Source organism: Nocardia sp. bgisy118, assembly GCF_057708605.1.
In genome coordinates this window covers 12660-30152 of sequence record NZ_JBYISM010000011.1, presented here as the reverse complement: position 1 = coordinate 30152, position 17493 = coordinate 12660, and the positions used below count along the sequence as shown (strand labels likewise).

16 protein-coding genes are annotated in these 17493 nt (G+C 69.1%); 7 read left to right on the top strand and 9 right to left on the bottom strand.

Features of this window, described 5'->3' with window-relative positions; translation table 11 throughout:
• Positions 1-87 precede the first annotated feature (87 nt).
• From AC3EO7_RS15705 to AC3EO7_RS15685, 5 genes are read right to left on the bottom strand one after another with little or no spacing between them, the layout of a single operon-like run.
• Positions 88-714, bottom strand: coding sequence for a TetR/AcrR family transcriptional regulator (locus tag AC3EO7_RS15705; RefSeq protein ID WP_431970262.1), 627 nt, complete (start codon positions 712-714; stop codon positions 88-90).
• Between the two features lie 34 nt (positions 715-748).
• The gene (locus AC3EO7_RS15700) at positions 749-2077 is read right to left on the bottom strand and encodes a pyridoxal-phosphate dependent enzyme (protein ID WP_435591578.1); all 1329 of its coding nucleotides are present in this window, start codon (positions 2075-2077) and stop codon (positions 749-751) included.
• Positions 2077-3666, bottom strand: a complete 1590-nt coding sequence (locus AC3EO7_RS15695; protein ID WP_435591577.1) for an alanine racemase — start codon at positions 3664-3666, stop codon at positions 2077-2079. Before AC3EO7_RS15695 ends, AC3EO7_RS15700 begins: the two co-directional genes overlap by 1 nt.
• Positions 3663-4949, bottom strand: a complete 1287-nt coding sequence (locus tag AC3EO7_RS15690; RefSeq protein WP_435591576.1) for a heavy-metal-associated domain-containing protein — start codon at positions 4947-4949, stop codon at positions 3663-3665. The genes AC3EO7_RS15695 and AC3EO7_RS15690 overlap by 4 nt, the downstream gene beginning before the upstream one ends.
• A complete protein-coding gene (locus tag AC3EO7_RS15685; protein WP_435591575.1) occupies positions 4946-6265 on the bottom strand; it encodes an aminotransferase class V-fold PLP-dependent enzyme in 1320 nt (439 codons plus the stop codon). The genes AC3EO7_RS15690 and AC3EO7_RS15685 overlap by 4 nt, the downstream gene beginning before the upstream one ends.
• 113 nt (positions 6266-6378) lie before the next feature.
• Here AC3EO7_RS15685 and AC3EO7_RS15680 point away from each other — a divergent pair, with 113 nt between their 5' ends.
• Positions 6379-6810, top strand: a complete 432-nt coding sequence (locus AC3EO7_RS15680) for a pyridoxamine 5'-phosphate oxidase family protein (RefSeq protein ID WP_435591574.1) — start codon at positions 6379-6381, stop codon at positions 6808-6810.
• 10 nt (positions 6811-6820) lie between these two features.
• Here AC3EO7_RS15680 and AC3EO7_RS15675 read toward each other — a convergent pair whose 3' ends face one another.
• The 3 genes from AC3EO7_RS15675 to AC3EO7_RS15665 form a co-directional block, all read right to left on the bottom strand.
• Entirely contained in the window at positions 6821-7255 is a 435-nt protein-coding gene (locus tag AC3EO7_RS15675; protein WP_435591573.1) for a CBS domain-containing protein, read from the bottom strand.
• 163 nt (positions 7256-7418) lie between these two features.
• The gene (locus AC3EO7_RS15670; protein ID WP_431970255.1) at positions 7419-8678 is read right to left on the bottom strand and encodes a PucR family transcriptional regulator; all 1260 of its coding nucleotides are present in this window, start codon (positions 8676-8678) and stop codon (positions 7419-7421) included.
• A 440-nt stretch (positions 8679-9118) separates the two neighbouring features.
• Entirely contained in the window at positions 9119-9295 is a 177-nt protein-coding gene (locus tag AC3EO7_RS15665; protein WP_435591572.1) for a hypothetical protein, read from the bottom strand.
• 460 nt (positions 9296-9755) lie between these two features.
• On the opposite strand from AC3EO7_RS15665, the gene AC3EO7_RS15660 reads away from it, so the two are divergent.
• From AC3EO7_RS15660 to AC3EO7_RS15640, 5 genes are read left to right on the top strand one after another with little or no spacing between them, the layout of a single operon-like run.
• Entirely contained in the window at positions 9756-9980 is a 225-nt protein-coding gene (locus AC3EO7_RS15660) for a ferredoxin (protein WP_435591571.1), read from the top strand.
• On the top strand, positions 9980-10531 hold the full coding sequence (locus AC3EO7_RS15655; RefSeq protein WP_435591570.1) for a Cif family virulence factor: 552 nt from the start codon (positions 9980-9982) through the stop codon (positions 10529-10531). Before AC3EO7_RS15660 ends, AC3EO7_RS15655 begins: the two co-directional genes overlap by 1 nt.
• 5 nt (positions 10532-10536) lie before the next feature.
• Complete coding sequence (locus AC3EO7_RS15650; RefSeq protein WP_435591569.1) at positions 10537-11787, top strand: hypothetical protein; 1251 nt, start codon at positions 10537-10539, stop codon at positions 11785-11787.
• A 24-nt stretch (positions 11788-11811) separates the two neighbouring features.
• Positions 11812-13419: an acyl-CoA synthetase gene (locus tag AC3EO7_RS15645; protein ID WP_435591568.1), complete on the top strand. Its 1608-nt coding sequence runs from the start codon at positions 11812-11814 to the stop codon at positions 13417-13419.
• A 39-nt stretch (positions 13420-13458) separates the two neighbouring features.
• Positions 13459-14685 carry a cytochrome P450 gene (locus AC3EO7_RS15640; protein WP_435591567.1) on the top strand — a complete coding sequence of 409 codons (1227 nt, stop codon included), beginning with the start codon at positions 13459-13461 and terminating at the stop codon, positions 14683-14685.
• A 70-nt stretch (positions 14686-14755) separates the two neighbouring features.
• Here the strand turns inward: AC3EO7_RS15640 and AC3EO7_RS15635 are convergent, their stop codons facing one another.
• On the bottom strand, positions 14756-16126 hold the full coding sequence (locus AC3EO7_RS15635) for a cytochrome P450 (RefSeq protein WP_431970248.1): 1371 nt from the start codon (positions 16124-16126) through the stop codon (positions 14756-14758).
• A 134-nt stretch (positions 16127-16260) separates the two neighbouring features.
• Here AC3EO7_RS15635 and AC3EO7_RS15630 point away from each other — a divergent pair, with 134 nt between their 5' ends.
• Entirely contained in the window at positions 16261-17490 is a 1230-nt protein-coding gene (locus AC3EO7_RS15630) for an MCE family protein (protein ID WP_435591566.1), read from the top strand.
• Positions 17491-17493 lie beyond the last annotated feature (3 nt).

The window sequence follows — 17493 nt, the reverse complement described above, 5'->3', positions numbered from 1 at the left end:
GCCGTCAAATGCTCGTCCCGAAACGAGGTCGCGGACGACAACGGCCCGCGCGCCTCGGGGAGGCGGCGGGCCGTGGGGATTCCGGGATCAGGCGGGGTAGATCGAGCGGTACGCCGTGAGGGTCGCGACGCAGTGCTCCACGATCTGCTCGCGGGTCGCGCGCAGCGAACCGTTCAGCCACGCGGAGAACATGCCCGCATTGCCGCTGGCCATGCTGACCGCGGCCAGTCTGCGCCGGACCGGGTCCGCGATGTGGGCGAACAGGTGGTCCTGGATCAGCCGGGTGAAGGCGGGCATCACGGCGATGGTGGTCTGGCCGAGGCCGGTGCTGGAGTACGGCTCGACCAGGAACAGGCGCGACTTGCGGGGATCTTCCAGCACCTTGTCGACGAGGATCTCCGAGAGCGCCCGGTCCCTGGACGCGTCGTCGGCCGAGGTGAACGCGGTCATCGGCTCCAGGAACTCGTCGGCGATCTGCCGGTAGAGCACGTCGAGCAGTTCGTCGCGGCTGCTGAAACTCTCGTAGAAGTACCGGTCGGTGAGGTTGGCGCGGCGGCACACCGCGCGCATGGTGACGCCCGCGGCCCCCGCCTCGCCGATCAGATCCAGGGCGGCCTCCAGCAGCGCGGAGCGCCGCGCCTCCCGGCGTTCGGTGAGCGTCGTCCCGCCCCAGATGCGGGGACCGGCGTCCTCTGATTCCTGGCCTGTCTGCACCGATTCACAGTAATGCCTGCCGGGCATCGGCCGTTCAGGCCCCGCTTTCCAGCGCCATCCCGGCGTCGCGCCAGGACACGATGCCGCCGTCCAAGCTCACCGCGTCGTATCCCGCGCGCCGTGCGAGCGCGGCGAAACGCAGCGAGATCTCACCGACCGGGCACACGAACACCACCGGTCGCGAGCGCGGGAACGGGACGCCGTGGGTGAGCATGTCCTCGAGTTGATCGTCGCGGATGTTCACCGCGCCGGGCACGTGGCCGATCCGGTAGGCCATCGCGCCGCGGGTGTCGACGATGGTGGGCCGTCCGGTGCGATCCAGTTCCGCGACCTCGGCGGGCGTCAGCCGGGGCGTCGCGGCGAGTTCGGCGGCGGTCGGCTCGCTTCGGCGATCCGGCCTGCCGAACAACTCGGGCCTGCGCTTCTGCAGATACGAGAGATAGGGTTCGAGGCGATCGCAGACGATGATCACCGCGACCACAGGGTCGTTCGCGTCGCGCTCCGAAAGATCCAGCGCGCCCAAAGTTTCCAACGCGGCGGCGTAGGCGGCGCCGCTGGTCGGCCCCGCCAGCACGCCGTATCCGGTGGCCAGTCGCAGCGTCGCGTCGACGGCGTCGCCCGAGGCGACGCTGACGATGCGGTCGTAGAAATCGGGCTGGAACAGCCCCACGTCCCACATCTCCGTCTCCGAGCGGATACCGGGGATGAAGTCCGAGCGCTCGGAAACCACCGCGACCGTGCGCAATTCGGGATTGTGCTTGCGCAGATAGGTCGCGGCGCCGCGGGTGGACCCGGTGGTGCCGAGCCCGCCGACCAGATAGTCCACCCGGTCGATGCCCTCGGCCGCCAGGTCCTCGTGGATCTCCCGTCCGGTCCCGAGGCAGTGCGCCTCGACGTTCTTCTCGTTGGTGTACTGCGAGGGATGGTGATAGACGCCGGGCTCTTTCGCCATGGTCGACTCGATCACGGAGTACACGTCGTTCGGCGTGGTCGGGTCCGGACACTCGGAAAGCCCGGGTAGCTCGACGATGTCGGTGCCGAGCAGCCGCAGCAGATCGCGGACCTCGGCCACCTTGATCCGGTTGGTCACCGCCCGCAGTCCGACGCCCGAGAGCGCCCCCAGCACGCGCAGCGCCTTGGCGGTGTTGCCACTGGACGCCTCGATCAAGGTCTGTCCCGCGGCGGTGATGCCATTGAGTTCGTCGCGGATCATGCCCCAGGCGACGCGGTCCTTGACCGAGCCGAAGGGGTTGTGCGACTCCAGTTTCGCGTACAGCTCGACGTGCGCGAGCCCGTGCACCGCGGGGTCGAGGCGCAGCAGCGGCGTGTTGCCGATCAGTTCGGTGATGTGGCCGTAGAGCATCAGGGCGCCTCGGTTTCGCGCGGCACCGGCGTCCGGCGCGGTGCTCGGGGCGGAGTCCGCCGGGCGGGCGCCGGACCCACCGGGATATGGGGCTCGTAGTCGACGTCGCGGCTCACCTGGAAACTGCCCGCGCGGTGGGCCACGGCCAGTTTCGGGGGCGGCGCCTGCATCGAGGCGGAGGCCGCCGACAGGTCCATGTGGTAGGCGGCGGTGTTCGGGAACACGACCAGATCCCCGGACCTGGGACGCTGCGGAAGCCAGACCTTGTGATTGGTGACGAGGTCGCGCTCGAGGCACAGCCGTCCGGCGAAATACACACCCACCGGCCCGGTTTCGCGCACCGGCCGCAGCGCGGGCGCGGTGTCGGCCGCCGAACGCAACGGGGTGAGCGCGCCCTCGTCGTACCGCTCGCTCATCGGGCCCGAGTCGTGCGCGGCGCTCGGCAGGACGATCGGGTCGACCATCACCTCCTGGTCGGCCGGGGTCACCGCGTCGCGGCTGAGGTCGACGTGCACCAGCAGGGTGCCGTCGCCGAGTTCCTTGACGAACTCGACCCGCGCCACCGTCACGCCCGCATGGTCGACGAGGGCCTTGCCCGGCTCGAGCCAGAGCTCGAGCAGATTGTCCGCGGCGACCTGGGCGACCGTGCGCCCGCCGTGCCGCTCCAGGGGTGCGGTGAGCAGGTCGCCGAGCATCCGGGTGGCCGGAATCGTGTTGGCGTACTTGTGGAACACCGGCGTGCCGTGCACCGCCGCGTCATCGATGTGATAGCCGAAGGTATTGTCGCCCCAGCTCATCGGATCGCCACGGCCGAGCAGCGCCTCGCGCAACGCGCGAACGTAGCCGTCGAACCGATCGGCGTCGGCGGTGAAGACCTGGCGCAGACCGCCGCCGAGGTCGAGCACGCGGGGTGAAAGCCCGCGCGCGTACGCCCGTTCGATCAAGGTCAGGCAGGCGTCGAACGCGCGCACCCGTTCGGCGTTCTCGCCGGAATCGATGTGAAAGGCGAAGCCGAGGAAGGAAATCCGGCCGCGATGGGCGCTGAGCAGATCCAACGCGTGGTCGACGTGCTCGAGCGGAACCCCGAAACGGCTCAGCGGCGAGCCGGGGAAGCCGGAGACACGCAGCAGCACCGGCACGGTGGCGCGCTCACCGGCGAGCTCGGCGATGCGGCGCAACTCCCAGAGGTTGTCCACGTTGATGGTCGCGCCGCACTCGATCAGCGTGCGCAGGAACGCCTCGCCCTTCGGTCCGGTCACCTCGATTCGCATCGGCCCGAACCCGGCGCCGATCGCGCTGGCCAGCTCCTGCGGCGAGGCCACATCGATGGCGATGCCCGCGTGCTCAGCGGTGCGGACGAAGGCACGTGACTGATTGGCCTTGTGGGCGTAGCAGATTCGATACCCGGTCCGCTCCTGATCGAGGACCGCGCGCAACTGCTTCAAGTTCTGGGCGAAGACCTGGGGGAAGACCAGATGCACGGGCGAGCCGAACCGGATCAGTGTCTCGTCCAGGGCGTCGCGGGTGTCGAGGAAGGCGCGAACCAGCGGGTGGATCTTCGCGGGTAGCGCCGGTAGCGGCGCCGTCATACCGCGGATTCCGAAGGCTGGGAGGCGATTTCGGCGTGGGCTGGCTCGGGCCGCTCCGCGACGGGGTTGTAACCGCCGTCGCGGATCGCCTCGAACGCGCGCGCCCGGTTGCGCGGGCTGCGGAACTCGGCGGTCACCCGCTTGGTGATCAGATCGACCTCGGCGACGACCAGGCCCATCGACTCCAGAATGCCGGTGATGGTGCGAACACAGTGCTTGCAGTTCATGTCCGGTACATAGAAGGTCCGGTCGTCGGCCGTCGCGGGATCGTCGGCGGTGCGTTCGTCGAGCGTCGCGGCGACCTCGACAGGGCGGCAACCCCTCACGATCTCGGCGAACACCTCGACGAACCGGTCGACCACCATGGGCAGCAAGCTGTAGTGCACGCCGTCGAGCTGATGCGGCATCGCGGCCAGGCAGGCGGGGCGGGTGCCCGGCGGCAGCAGCGCGTACTGGCGGGAGATGAGGTCGAGATCCTCGTGGTACTTGGCGATGGCATCGGCGACGCTCAGGCCCTCGCCGGTGGTCGCGCGGCGCATCACCGTGTGCGCGTCGGCGATGGTGGCGTCCTTCATGGCACGCAGCGTGGCCACCGCGTCGGCGGTGTAGCGCACGGTGCCGTCGGGCTGGGTGGCCAGGGTCACCGGGATCATTCCGCGCCGGTAGGTGGAGGCCTGCAATTCCCAGAACCAGCGCGTCGCGATCGCCGCGAAGAGCCCGGAATCCCGCATGCCCCTGGCGAATTCGACCGCATCGCGGTAGGGCGTCTGGCGGGCGAGCAGGGCGTGCTGGGCCAGTGCGCGGCCGGTCGCCTCGATGCCGACGCGGAAGATCTCGAGCGGGTCGTGGTCGGTGGTGGTGCCCTCGAGCACGGCGCGGTCGCGGGGGCCGAGTCGCTCCGCGCGGCGCACCAGCCCGGTGTCGGCGCGCAGCGCGTGCCACAGCGCCAGGACGGTCTCGCGCACCGCGATCGGCACCAGGGGCCCCAGGCCGTCGGAGCGGAAGTGCCCGGTGTTGGGGATCCCATCGCTGTCGGTCCACGCGATGCGGTGGGTCGCGCTGGTCACCTGCCGTGGGTGGCACGGCCGCATGAAACGCTCCAGGTACAGCCGCTGCGAATAGGTCAGATGGCTGCCTTCCTCGGGAACCAAAGCGGCACAAGTGAATTCGGAATGGCGGGGACCGGTCGGCACCGGCACGTCGTCGAACAGCCCCGGCTGGGCGAGTCCGGCGATGACCCGGGACGCCGCCCTCCGGTCGTAGCGCGGGGTGTCGGTCTTCACGTGACCTCCTCGGCGATCGTGGTGACGCAGGCGGTGAACCGGTCGATCTCGTCGAGGGTGTTGTAGACGTGCGTGCTGACCCGCACCGAGTCCAGGTCGTCGGCACCGGGGTCGGCCGCGGGGGTGCAGTGCAGGCCGGTGCGCACCAGGAAACCCAGCTGGCCGAGCACGAAACCCACGTCGGCCGCGGTGATTCCGGCGAGACGGAACGAGACGATGCCGTATCCGACGGCGCAGGGCGCGTAGGCGGGACCGGGGAGGAATTCGAGTCCGGGCACCGCGCGCAGCCCGTCGAGGAGCCGCAGGGTGAGCTCGCGATTGTGCGCGGCGATGGCCTCGAGGCCGAAGGATTCGAGCACGTCGAGCGCGCTGCCGAGGGCCAGGATGCCCGGGATGTTATGGGTGCCGCCCTCGAGCAGCTCCGGCATCGCGCCGCCGACCAGCCCCGCTTCGGTGAGCCGCACCCCCGAATTGCCGCCGGGCAGGAAAGGCAGCAGCCGATCGTGAATCCGTCTGCGGCAGTAGAGGATTCCCGTGCCCGGCGCGCCGAACATCTTGTGCGCGGCGAAGACCGCGAAATCGGCGCCGAGCTCGGTCACGTCCACCGGGAGGTGACCGCCGCTCTGACTACAGTCGAAGCACAGCAGCACCGACGGATCGATGCGCCCTCGCAGTTCCTCCAGCGTCGTCACCGCGCCGAAGACGTGGTGCAGGTGACTGGTGACGATCAGCCGGGTGCGCGGCGTGACCTTGGCGAGGATGTCGGCGGGGTCGGCTTCGCCGAGTTCGGTCGTCCGATAGGGGATCAGCTCCACGCGGCGGCCGAACCGAGCCAGCAGGCCGCGCAGATGGTGCCACGGGTGCACCGCGGAGGCGTGATCGCGCGGGTTGTAGAGGATCTCGTCGCCGTCGGCGAGCTCGGCGAGCCCCCAGGACAGTGCGACGGCGTTGAGCGCGGCGGTCGCGCCGCCGGTGAAGACCACCTCGTCGGCATGCCGGGCGCCGAGGAACGCGGCCGTGCGGGCGCGCACATCCGAGATCCGCGCGGTCAGTTCGGTCGCCCACGGGTAGGTGCCGCGACCGGCATTGGCGGTGCGCGAGGAGTGGTAGCGGTGGATGGCCTCGACGACGGGCAGCGGCTTCTGCGTGGTGGCCGCGCTGTCCAGGTAGACCTCGCTCGCTTCGGCGAGCGCGGGGAACAGCGCGCGTACCTTGGCGGAGAGGAGCGGGGGCGAAGCGGGAATCCGGTGGCCGGCGGAGTGTCCGCGCGCGGCAGGGAAGCGGGTGAAATGCGAGCCTGGCGCGGGTGACCGCAACGTGACGCTCCCTTCACGCCGATGCCATGGACACCATTCAACGATACGCACATTTCGTACGGTGATCGAAGGTTTCAGGTGGGCAACGTGTTTCACGCGCTAGCCTGGAGCCCATGCCGTTGAGCCAAGATGAGCGTCAACAGTTTCTCGCGCAGCCGCACATCGCGGCGTTGGCCGTCACGACGGACCAGGATCGCGGTCCGCTGAACGTGCCGATCTGGTACCAGTACTCGCCGGGCGCCGAGGTGTGGGTGCTGACCGGCCCGGAGTCCGAGAAGATGCGGTACATCCGGCAGACCGGCCGCTTCAGCCTGATGGTGCAGCGCCTGGAGCCAACGGTGCGCTACGTCAGTGTGGAGGGGCCGGTCACCCGGATCACGCCGATGACCGACGAGCTGCACCGCGAGATGGTCGCCCGCTACCTGCCGCCGGACAAGGTCGACGGTTATCTGCGGGCGGCAGAGGCGTACGGCGAGCAGGTCGCGGTGTACATGCGACCTGAGCGCTGGTTGTCCGCCGACCTCGGCGACCTCTCGGCGCTGTAGCGCCGTTCGCTCAGTACCGGCCCTGGAGATAGTCGACCAGGTGCTGGCGTTCGGTCGCGAGCTCCGAGATCGCGCTCTTGACCACGTCGCCGATGCTGACGATGCCGATCAACACGTCGTCGCGCACCACCGGCAGGTGCCGGATCCGGTGGTCGGTCATGATCCGGCGCAGGCTGTCGACGTGATCGTCGGGGACACAGGTGCGGACTTCGACGGTCATGATGTCCGCGACCGGCGTGTCGAGCAGGTCCGCGCCGAGCTCGTGCAAGCGACGCACCACATCGCGCTCGGAGACGATGCCCGCGATTCGCATCCCGTCGGGGGAGACGACCACCGCGCCGATATTGTGCTCGGCCAGCGTGGCCAGCAGACTGCGCACCGTCGTGTCGGGCGGCACCGTGGCGACTTCGCTACCTTTCCTGCGCAAGATCTCCGCGATTCGCATACTTTTCACCATCCAGACTCACGGGGTTCCAGGATCGCAAGTTCGGGACCGTGTGACCAGCACGAATCCGCATCGTTGCGCGGTCGTGCCACAACAGGCGTACTGCGGGCCGTCGGCGTCGCGCCGCTGGAGGCGTTTCGCGGCCTGTGCCGAAGCCGCGCGACTACAAGCGCCGCGCCACGCTGCGGTCGAGATCCCTGGCCAGCAGGGCGATGGCCGCCTGCGAGATGCCCGCCGAGGTGGCCAGGTCGATCGTGGTCAGCTGCGCGATGCGGCGCAGCCGGTAGTCGACGGTGTTCGGGTGCACGTACAGCTGGCGCGCGGTGAGCTGCCGGTTCATGTCGTTGCCCAGGTAGGCGCGCATGGTGTCGAACAGTTCGGGGTGCGCGTCGAGCGGGTCGAGGATGGTGGCGATCCGGCGGGCGGCGGGTCCGCCGCGGGTGAGCTGGTACTCCACCGCCAGATCGGACATCTGGTAGAGCCCGGCGGAGCGGCCGCCGACCCGGACCAGATTCAGCAGCTCGTGGGCCTGCTCGGCGGAATCCGGGATCCGATCGGTGTCGCCGACGATCACCGTGGCGGTGAGCGGGACCTCGGCCCCGGCGGAGAGAGTGTCGAGGAGTTCGGGAGTGAGCTCGGGGATGTCCTCGCCCACGGGGATGAGCAGTGTGCCGCCCTTGGTGGAGAGCAGGGCCAGCACGCGCGAGCGGAAGACGGTGGCCAGTTCGGACTGTAGTCGGCGTAGTTTGCGGCGCGCGGCCACCTGCGCGTCGATCCGCGGATCGCGCTCGTCCGGATGCTCCGGCACCGAGAGCGCCACCACCTGATACGACTCCGCGATCGGGATACCCGCCTGCCTGGCCAGCGCGGAACTGCCGCGCCCGCTCAGCAGCGCGGAGGCCAGGGTCTGCGCGGCGGTCTGATGCTCGCGGGCGACGAGATGCTGCTCGTCGACGTAGGCGTCGGAGACCGCGGCCGTGATGACCTCGAGCAGTTCCAGCACCAGATCGGTCGCGACGATCACCTCGTCCACATCGTCGGCCTTGGCGCTCTCGGTGATCAAGCCGAACGCGATGCGCAGGCCTTCGTGATAGGCGCGCAGGATGGTGCCGAGCGGCACCGCTTCGCGCGCCCACTGGGCAGCGGCCTCCCTGACCTCGCCGAGCTGGTCGTCGTCGGGCACGGTCCTGCGATCGAACATCTCGGCGGCCAGGGTGAGGCAGAATCGCGTCACCTTGGTGACGTCGCCGCGCATCTGCTCACCGGGCAGCGTGCGGCACGGGGCGACACAGGTGGCGAAGTAGCCGACCATCCGCGACGCCACCCCGTCGGTGTTCTGCAGCGGTACCGACGCCGGCTGGCCGCCGATTTCGAGCGCCGTGGTGGACGGGTCGGCGGACAGGTCCAGCGCGGTGAAGGTCATTCGTAGTGCTCCAGTGCCACATCGGACGTCATAGAACAGCGCCCGAATTGTTGCATCACTATACGAAACGGTTATCGGCATGGGGAGTGTTCGATGAGATCAATTGCACCGCAGCACCGTTGTGCGAGGCCCCAGATGCAAGGCATCGGCGACGGCATCGAGGCGTGCGCGGTACGGAGTGCCACCGCGCGGCGGTCTCCCGCGCGAAGTGTCCGGGACGGTGGGAGGCGAGTCGCGCATAGCTGAACCCTCTCGCCGAGGATGGTCCGGTCGTGCCCGTCGCCGGTGCCGGTCGTCGATCGACGCGGCGGAAGTCGTTCGGGCCTTCGCGCGCTTGCCGGTGCCCGCGCTCGATCGGAGCCGGACCGAGCGCGGGCCGGAGGCGAGCCGGTCGGAAGGGGCGAGTCGCCCGTTCCGGTCCCCGCCGCGGGAGCAGCGGCCTACCCGGAGCCGTCTTCCATTGCGCTGCCGCGGATCTCGCGTTCTATCGCGACGGCGGCATAGTGCTGTCCACGGGCGCGCAACTGGGCGATGCGTCGGTGCAGTGCGTCGGTGCCGTAGACGGCGGCGATATCGGCGACGCCGAGCCGGCGGGAGCGATGTAGCGGCTGATCCATGTCAAAGACCTTCGGGATGTTGCGAGGAGTCTCGTGGCAACGCTGGCACGGGCTCGGTGAAGCTCCTCTGCTTTCGGGCCGAGTGTAGGTCGGTGTTCGATACAGATGCAAGTACAGATGCGCGAACATCGCTGTGTGATAACGGTTTTGGCAACGCGTCGTGATCTTGGACGGGCTGACTGTCTCGGTCGGTGACCCGTCGGGCCCGCAAACCCGAGGCGACGGAATCCGGTAGCGGTGGTTTCGTCGCGCCCGCGGTCCTGAATCGCCGCTTCGGTCGCCGATGCGCTTGTCGTCGAAACCGTTGTTGGCCGACCAGCACGGTGGTACTGTCCAGACACATGTCCAGCTATCTGTCTCAACGGTTGTATCCGTCGCAGCCGGTCTGGATGAACCTGTTCTCGAAATCGAGGTGTGTGATGACAGCCAGGGTGTCCGGTGCGGGCGAGGGGAGAGCGCCGTGAAGATCTCCGTCGACCTCGATCTGTGCCAGGGTCACGCCGTCTGCCAGTCCGAGGCGCCCGCCGTCTTCGCCGTGCCCAAGCGCGGCCACGTGGAGATCCTCGATCCCAGCCCGGATCCGGCGCAGCGCGACGCGGTCGCGAGCGCGATCCGCTACTGCCCGACCAGGGCGCTCTCCCTCACCGACGACGAGAACGACCACGCCGCGAAAGGTGCACACTGATGGCGACTTACGACCGCGCCGAGCTCGACGAGATGATCCGGCGCTGGGTCCTGGAGAACCAGCGCTGCGAGGAGAAGGGTGACTGGAAGCCCCTCGCCGAGATGTACACCGTGGACGCCACCTACGGCTGGAACTACGGCCCGGCCCAGGAATTCATGGCCGTCGGGCGCGAGGAGATCCGCGATATCGCCCTCGGCCAGGAGATGACGGGTCTGGAGGGCTGGACCTATCCGTATCAGGAGTTCGTGGTCGACGACCGGTCCGGCACGGTGATCGGTTTCTGGAAGCAGGTCGCCGACGCGCAACGCCCCGACGGACGCCCGTACAGCCCGGAAGGCATCGGCGGCAGCTGGTTCCGCTACGGCGGCGACTTCCAATGGTCGTGGCAGCGCGACTTCTTCGACTTCGGCAACGTCTCGGCGTTGTTCCTGGAGATGATCACGAACAACGCGCTGACCCCCGGCATGCAGCAGCGGATCGCCCGCTCGACCTCCGGTACGCCGCTGCCGGGCTGGTACGGCGTCGGCGAAGCGCCCGCCCCGCTCTGGTGACGGTGATGAGCACGACACCGAGCCGCTACGCGCGATTCTCCCGGCAGACGCTGGCGGCGCTGGTGCCCGAACTGCTGCTGTGCGGGCATCTCATCGACCGTTCCGGAATGGCGCACTCCATCGCCGCGTTCGGCAGGACGGGCATGACGGAGGTCGCCATCGAGGAGTGGCAGCTGGCCAGCCCGGTGTACACGCGCAGGATGCAGCGGGCGCTGGGTTTCGCTGGCGACGACGTGCCGACCATCTTCAAGGGGTTGCAGCTCGACATCGGCGCGCCGCCGCAGTTCATGGATTTCCGCTTCCGCGTGGACGATCGCGATCACGGCGAGTTCTGGCTCGATCACTGCGGCGCGCTGGCCGATGTCGAGCCGATGGGCGAGGACTTCGTCGTCTCGATGTGCCACGACATCGAGGACCCGACCTTCGACGCCACCGCACTGGCGACGAATCCGCACGCGCAGGTGCGCCCCATCCACCGCCCGCCCCGCCATCCCGCGGACCGCACGCCGGTCTGCGCCTGGCGGGTCACCATCGATCCGGCGCACGAGCCGCCGCCGATACCGCGCGACGCCGGGCTCGTCGCCGATTCCGCTGCGGCCCGTATGGAGTTGGCGCCCATCGTTCCCGCGGAAGACGGGCTGTCCGACTACGCGGGACCGCTGCTGAGCGACCTGCGCTTCGCGGACTTCTCGCACTCCGCACTGGTGCGCATCGCCGAGGAGGTGTGCCTCCAGCATCATCTGCTCACCCTCGGTTTCGTGCTCGCCGTGCGGGCCAGGGCCGACGCGCCGAGCGCGGCGGCGATCGCGCGCAAGCAGTTCACCGGCATCGCCGGACTCACCGCCGACCGAATCCGCCGCTGTCTGCGGCTCGGCGACGACGCGGAGGCTCTCGCCACGGTGCTCGCGGCGCATCCGGCGCTGAATCCTCTGCCCTACACCGGCATCGCCATCGACTATGCGAACGACGCTGTCCGCCTGCGCATTCCGCGCAAAAGTGGCGCCGAAACCGACGGCGCGTGGCCCGCCATGCTCGCCCCCGACCACCTCGCCCCGCTGGACGCGCTCGCCCGCGCGGTGAACCCGCGCTGGTTCGCCGCGGCAGCCGACGCCGAGGGCGGCGTGCTGACTGTCGATTTCCGGCTCGCCGACACACCGTTTCGCGAGTGCGCCGAGGTGGCGGTGACGCGGTTCAGCACCGGCGCGCGGTTCGAGTTCGCCGACCGTGGAAAACCTTTGCCGCTCACCGTGGTGTGACGGCCGAGAGCGAGACGACACCTGATGGCCAACAATTTCGCCGACCTGTTCGAGCACGCCGTCGACGCCATGCCCGACCGGATCGCGGTACTCCAGGGCGAGCGCCGAGTGAGCTTCGCGGACCTCGACGCCAGGGCCGATCGACTGGCGCACCACCTCGCGGCATCGGGCGTCGAGGCGGGCGCCCACGTCGGTTTCCAGATGCACAACAGCGTGGAGACCATGGAGACGCTGATCGCCTGCTTCAAGCTCGCGGCCGTCCCGATCAACATCAACTACCGATACGGCCCAGCGGAACTCGCCTACATCTACGACAACGCCGATCTCGACGCGCTCGTCTACCACGCCCGCTATTCGGACGCGGTGCGGGCGGCCAGATCTCGAGTCCCGCGCGTGCGGCACGCGCTCCGCGTCGACGACGAGACGGTGCACCAGGCCGACGCCGACGCCGTACCGTACGAGAGCGCGTTGGCGGAGCATCCCGGGACGCGGCCCGCGGCGAAGCGCGGTCCCGACGACCTGTTCATGATGTACACCGGCGGCACCACCGGGCTGCCGAAGGGCGTCATGTGGCGGCAAGAGGACATGTGGCGGGTGCTCGGCGGCGGGATCGATTTCTACACAGGCGAACCCGTGGCCGACGAGTACCAGCAGTCGCGCACCGGCGCGGCAGGCGAGCCGAGCATCTGGTTCGTACTGCCGCCGCTGATCCACGCGGCCGCGATGATGCCGACCTTCACCGCGCTGTGGTCGGGCAACGCGGTGATCTTCGAGCGCCGTTTCGAACCCGCCGCGGTGTGGGCGGGCGTGGCGCGGCATCGGCCGCAGGTGCTGGTGATCACCGGAGATGCCATGGCGCGGCCGCTGATCGACGCCTACCGGCAGCGGCCCGCCGACGCGTCCTCGCTGCTGGCCATCGCCTCCGGCGCGGCGCTGCTCTCGCAGGCGGTGAAGAACACCCTACTGGAGATGTTTCCGTCGGCGATCGTGTCCGACTCCATCGGATCGTCCGAAACAGGCTTCGGTGGAATAGGTTTCGCGCAGAAGGACGACGACCCCGCGCGCGGGCCCCGGGTGCGGACCGGTCGCGGCGCGGTGGTGGTCGACGACGAGGGGCGTCCGGTGCCGCCGGGCGCCGAAGGCCGGCTGGCGAAGACCGGGGCGGTGCCGCTCGGGTACTACAAGGATCCCGAGAGGTCCGCCCGGCTGTTCGAATCCGTGGACGGCGCCCGCATCGTGGTGACCGACGACCGCGCCAGGGCCGAGGCCGACGGCTCGGTGACCCTGCTCGGGCGCGGCGACATGGTGATCAACACCGGCGGCGAGAAGGTGTTCGTCGAAGAGGTCGAAGGCGTGCTGAAGGCGCACGCGCGGATCTACGACGCGGTGGTGGTCGGCGTGCCGCACGAGCGCTGGGGCCATCAGGTCGCGGCGGTCGTCACGGTGCCGGAATCCGGCCCGATCGACTTCGGCTCGCTGGAACTGCACGTGCGGCGCCACCTGGCCGGGTACAAGGTGCCGAAACAGATCTGGGTTGCCGACGCCATCGTGCGCTCGCCCAGCGGCAAACCGGACTACCGCTGGGCCCGGGACCATGTCGCGGGTCGCGAACCCGATCACCGATCCGCGTGAACCGCATCGCCGCAGGACATTTCATCCCAGGAGGTAGACATGACCGCACCGTCGATGCCGACGGGTTTCGACTTCACCGATCCCGCGCTGTGGCAGAACCGTAGTCCCGTCGAGGAATTCGCACTGTTGCGCCGCACCGCGCCGGTGTGGTGGAACGCGCAGTCCGACGACGCCTCGGGCGGCTTCCGCGACGGGGGCTACTGGGTGGTGAGCAAACTCGCGGACGTCAAGGAGATCTCGCGGCACGCGGAGCTCTACTCCTCGCAGCGCAAAGGCGCGATCATCCGGCTGCCGGGCGACATCACTCCGGAGCAGATGGAGCTCACCGGCGCGCTGCTGGTCAACATGGACGCGCCCAAGCATTCCAAGATCCGCCGGATCGTCTCCAAAGGATTCACCCCGCGCGCGGTCGAAAGCCTGCGCGCGGCGTTGACCGAACGGGCCGAGCGCATCGTGCACGCCGCGAAGCGCACGGGCGGAGGTGATTTCGTGCAGCAGGTGGCCTGCGAGCTACCCCTGCAGGCGATCGCCGAACTGCTCGGCGTGCCGCAGGAGGACCGGCGCAAGCTCTTCGACTGGTCGAACCAGATGCTCAACTACGACGACCCCGAGTACGGCGACCCGACCGTGGCCTCGGCCGAAATCCTGGGCTACGCGTGGAACATGGCCGAGCAGCGCCGTGATCGTCCGGCGCACGACATCGTCTCCGAACTGGTGTACGCCGACGTCGACGGCGAGGCGCTGGCCTCCGACGAGTTCGGCTTCTTCGTCATCCTGCTCGCGGTGGCGGGCAACGAGACGACGCGCAACGCGATCACGCACGGCATGAAGGCCTTCGTGGATCACCCCGAGCAGTGGGAGATCTACCGCGCGCGACGCCCGCGCACCGCGCCCGACGAGATCGTCCGGTGGGCCACTCCGGTCACCGCATTCCAGCGCACCGCCACCGCGGACGTCGAGCTCGGCGGGCAGCGGATCCACGCCGGGCAGCGGCTCGGATTGTTCTACAGCTCGGCCAATTTCGACGAGGACGGCTTCGCCGACCCGTTCGTCTTCGACATCCTGCGCGATCCGAATCCGCACGTCGGCTTCGGCGGGACGGGCGCGCACTACTGCGTCGGCGCGAACCTGGCCCGGCTGGAGATCGATCTGATGTTCAACGCGATCGCCGACGCGATGCCCGCGCTGCGGCAGGTCTCGGATCCGGTGCGGTTGCGGTCGGGCTGGATCAACGGGGTCAAGAGCTGGCAGGTTCGATACGAGTGAGCCGGTGACGCTCGGACGGCCGCGGTGTGGTGCCGCGGCCGTCCGAGCATGTCCGCCGAAGTCCCGGCGCTCAATCGCCCCGCCCGCCCGCCGCACCGCGCCTGCGGTAGCGCACCCGGCAGGGCTGCTCCAGCTGCACCACCATCTTCGAATGGTCGTTGCGGTAGCTCTCCGAAGGCTGAGCCATCTCGAACTCCCAGTCCCGCAGCAGGATCGAGAAGATCGCCTTGAGCTGCATGAGCGCGAACGCGGCGCCGACGCAGCGGTGCCGCCCCGCCCCGAACGGAATCCAGGTCCAGCGATTGACGATGTCCTCCTGATTCGGATCGAGGTAGCGGCCGGGGTCGAAGGCGTCGGGGTCGGGAAAGTCCTCGGGCAGCCGGTTCGAGATGGCCGGTGTGGCTGCCACGTGATCGCCCTCGGTGATGTGGTGACCGCAGACCTCGAAATCGCCTCTGGCGACCCGCATCAGGATGATCAGCGGCGGATGCAGCCGCAGCGTCTCCTTCACTACCGCCTCCAGGCGCGGAATCCGGCGCAGCGCACCGAAACTCACCGGCGAGCCGTCGGCGTAGAGTTCGTCCAGCTCGGCGACGACGCCGTCCAGCAGCTCCGGGTGGCGCAGCAGTTCGATCACGGTCCAGGCCGCGGTGCCGGAGGTGGTGTGGTGGCCGGCGAACATCATCGAGATGAAGATGCCGGTGATCTCGCTGGCGCTGAAGCGCGGAGCGCCGTTCTCGTCGGGCACGGAGACGAGCACGTCGAGCATGTCGCGGTCGCCGCGCTCGGCGGGGGGACGGGCGGCCCGCTGGTCCATGATTCCCTGCACCAGATCGACGAGCGCGGCCCGGGCCTCGTCCCTGCGGCGGAAACTCTCGATCGGCGCGTAGGGGTCCACGTAGGCCAACGCGTCGGTGCCGCGTTCGAGTTCGTGGTACAGGTGCGCGAACCTGCCGTCCAGTTCGTTGCGGAATTTCGCGCCGATGAGGCAGGCCGAGGAAGTGTAGATGGTCAGCTCGGCGAAGAAATCGAGCAGATCGATCTCGCCCGCGTCGCCCCAGCGCGCCAGCATCCGCTCCACCTCGGCGGCGATCGTGGCCGCGTGCCCGCGCATGTGCTCGGCCCGCAGCGCCTGGTTGTGCAGCATCTCCTGACGGCGTTCCGGACTGGCGTCGAAGACCACGCCCTCGCCGAAGATCGGCTTCATGAACGGATAGGCGGCGCCCTGGTCGAGATCCTCGTCGCCGGCACGGAAGAAGAACTCGTTGGCTTCCGCCCCGGAGAGCAGGATGACCTGTTTGCCCGCGAGCTCGAAGGCGCCGATGTCGCCGCATTCGGCGCGCACCCGGCGCATCAACGCGATCGGATCGGAGCGGAACTCCTCGAGATGTCCGTGCTCGTGCTCGCCGCCGGAGACGCGCTGTGGTTTCACCAGAGTCATCGGAAATCCTTCCACAGATACCTGTCCAGACATATGCTGGACACGTGTCTGGACAGTACTACTGTCGACCGGACGCGAGCAAGGGATACGCGATCGCGTGATCACGCGCAGGGCCCTGCCGAAGGGGTGAAGAGTTGGACGCACGGCAACAGTCCTTCCGGGGGCGCTACCCGAACCTGTGGGCCACGTGGGTGACGATCCGGCTCAAACTCGCCGGGCTGGCGCTGGTTTCGACGATCGTGGCCGTGCTGTTTGTCGCCTCGGCGCTGTACACGGGTCGCTTCGAGCCGACCGCCACGGTCGTCGTCGATGCGCCGCGCACGGGCTTGGTGCTCGATCCCGACGCCGCGGTGCGCCTGCGCGGTGTCGACATCGGGCGCGTCGCGGCCGTCGAACCGCACGATGGCCGGGTGTGGCTGCGGTTGGCGCTCGACCCCGGCCTGCTGCGGATGGTCCCGGAGAACACCCTGGTCGATATCCGCTCGACGACGGTCTTCGGCGCGAAGTACGTCAACTTCGTGCCGCCCGCCCACCCGTCGTCGCGCCCGCTCGCGCCGGGGGCGCTGATTCGCGGGGAATCGGTGACGGTCGAATTCAACACGCTGTTCCAGCGACTCTCGACGCTGCTGGCGGCAATCGAACCGGCACGGCTGAACGCCACCCTCGCCGCGTTGAGCGCGGCGTTGCAGGGGCGCGGCGACACGCTCGGGGATCTGCTGGCGCGCACCGACGCCGTACTGCGAGAACTGAATCCGAGCCTGCCGCAACTCGGACTCGATATGGCCGCCACAGCCGAGGTCACCGGCCTCTACGCCGACACCGCGGGGGAGTTGCTGCGCACGGTCGGCAACGCGACCGCGACCGGCGTGACCGTCGCGGACCGGGCGGCGGACCTGGACGAGATGCTGCTCAACGTGCTGGGTCTGGCCGAGACCACCCGCGCGGTCTTCACCGAGAACGAGCAGCAGCTGGCGACGGCGGTCCGGCTGCTGCGGCCGGGCGCCGAGTTGCTGCACGACTATCGCCCTGTGCTGCGCTGCGTGATCATGGGCATCACCTCGGTCATGCCGTTGGCGAACGCGATATTCGGCGGGATGAAGCCGGGCGCGGTGTTCAACAGCAACTTCATGCTGGCCTCGGAGCCGTACAAGTACCCGGAGGATCTGCCGAAGGTCAACGCGACCGGCGGTCCGGACTGCTCCGGTATCGAACAGCGCACGCCGGGTTCGCACGCGGACTATGTCGTCACCGACATCAACGAAGGGCCGCCGTTCGTCCCGCCGACCAGCGCCCAGCTGCACACGAATCCACAGACGGTGTTCGAGATCTTCTTCGGTGGACTGCCCGGCGTGGGTCGCCGATGAGGA

Excerpts from the sequence above, each read along its gene's own strand:
- AC3EO7_RS15700 (WP_435591578.1), bottom strand. The coding sequence starts at position 2,077 with ATGCTCTACGGCCACATCACCGAACTGATCGGCAACACGCCGCTGCTG.
- AC3EO7_RS15695 (WP_435591577.1), bottom strand. The coding sequence starts at position 3,666 with ATGACGGCGCCGCTACCGGCGCTACCCGCGAAGATCCACCCGCTGGTT.
- AC3EO7_RS15680 (WP_435591574.1), top strand. The coding sequence starts at position 6,379 with ATGCCGTTGAGCCAAGATGAGCGTCAACAGTTTCTCGCGCAGCCGCAC.
- AC3EO7_RS15675 (WP_435591573.1), bottom strand. The coding sequence starts at position 7,255 with ATGCGAATCGCGGAGATCTTGCGCAGGAAAGGTAGCGAAGTCGCCACG.
- AC3EO7_RS15670 (WP_431970255.1), bottom strand. The coding sequence starts at position 8,678 with ATGACCTTCACCGCGCTGGACCTGTCCGCCGACCCGTCCACCACGGCG.
- AC3EO7_RS15665 (WP_435591572.1), bottom strand. The coding sequence starts at position 9,295 with ATGGATCAGCCGCTACATCGCTCCCGCCGGCTCGGCGTCGCCGATATC.
- AC3EO7_RS15655 (WP_435591570.1), top strand. The coding sequence starts at position 9,980 with ATGGCGACTTACGACCGCGCCGAGCTCGACGAGATGATCCGGCGCTGG.
- AC3EO7_RS15650 (WP_435591569.1), top strand. The coding sequence starts at position 10,537 with ATGAGCACGACACCGAGCCGCTACGCGCGATTCTCCCGGCAGACGCTG.
- AC3EO7_RS15645 (WP_435591568.1), top strand. The coding sequence starts at position 11,812 with ATGGCCAACAATTTCGCCGACCTGTTCGAGCACGCCGTCGACGCCATG.
- AC3EO7_RS15640 (WP_435591567.1), top strand. The coding sequence starts at position 13,459 with ATGACCGCACCGTCGATGCCGACGGGTTTCGACTTCACCGATCCCGCG.
- AC3EO7_RS15635 (WP_431970248.1), bottom strand. The coding sequence starts at position 16,126 with ATGACTCTGGTGAAACCACAGCGCGTCTCCGGCGGCGAGCACGAGCAC.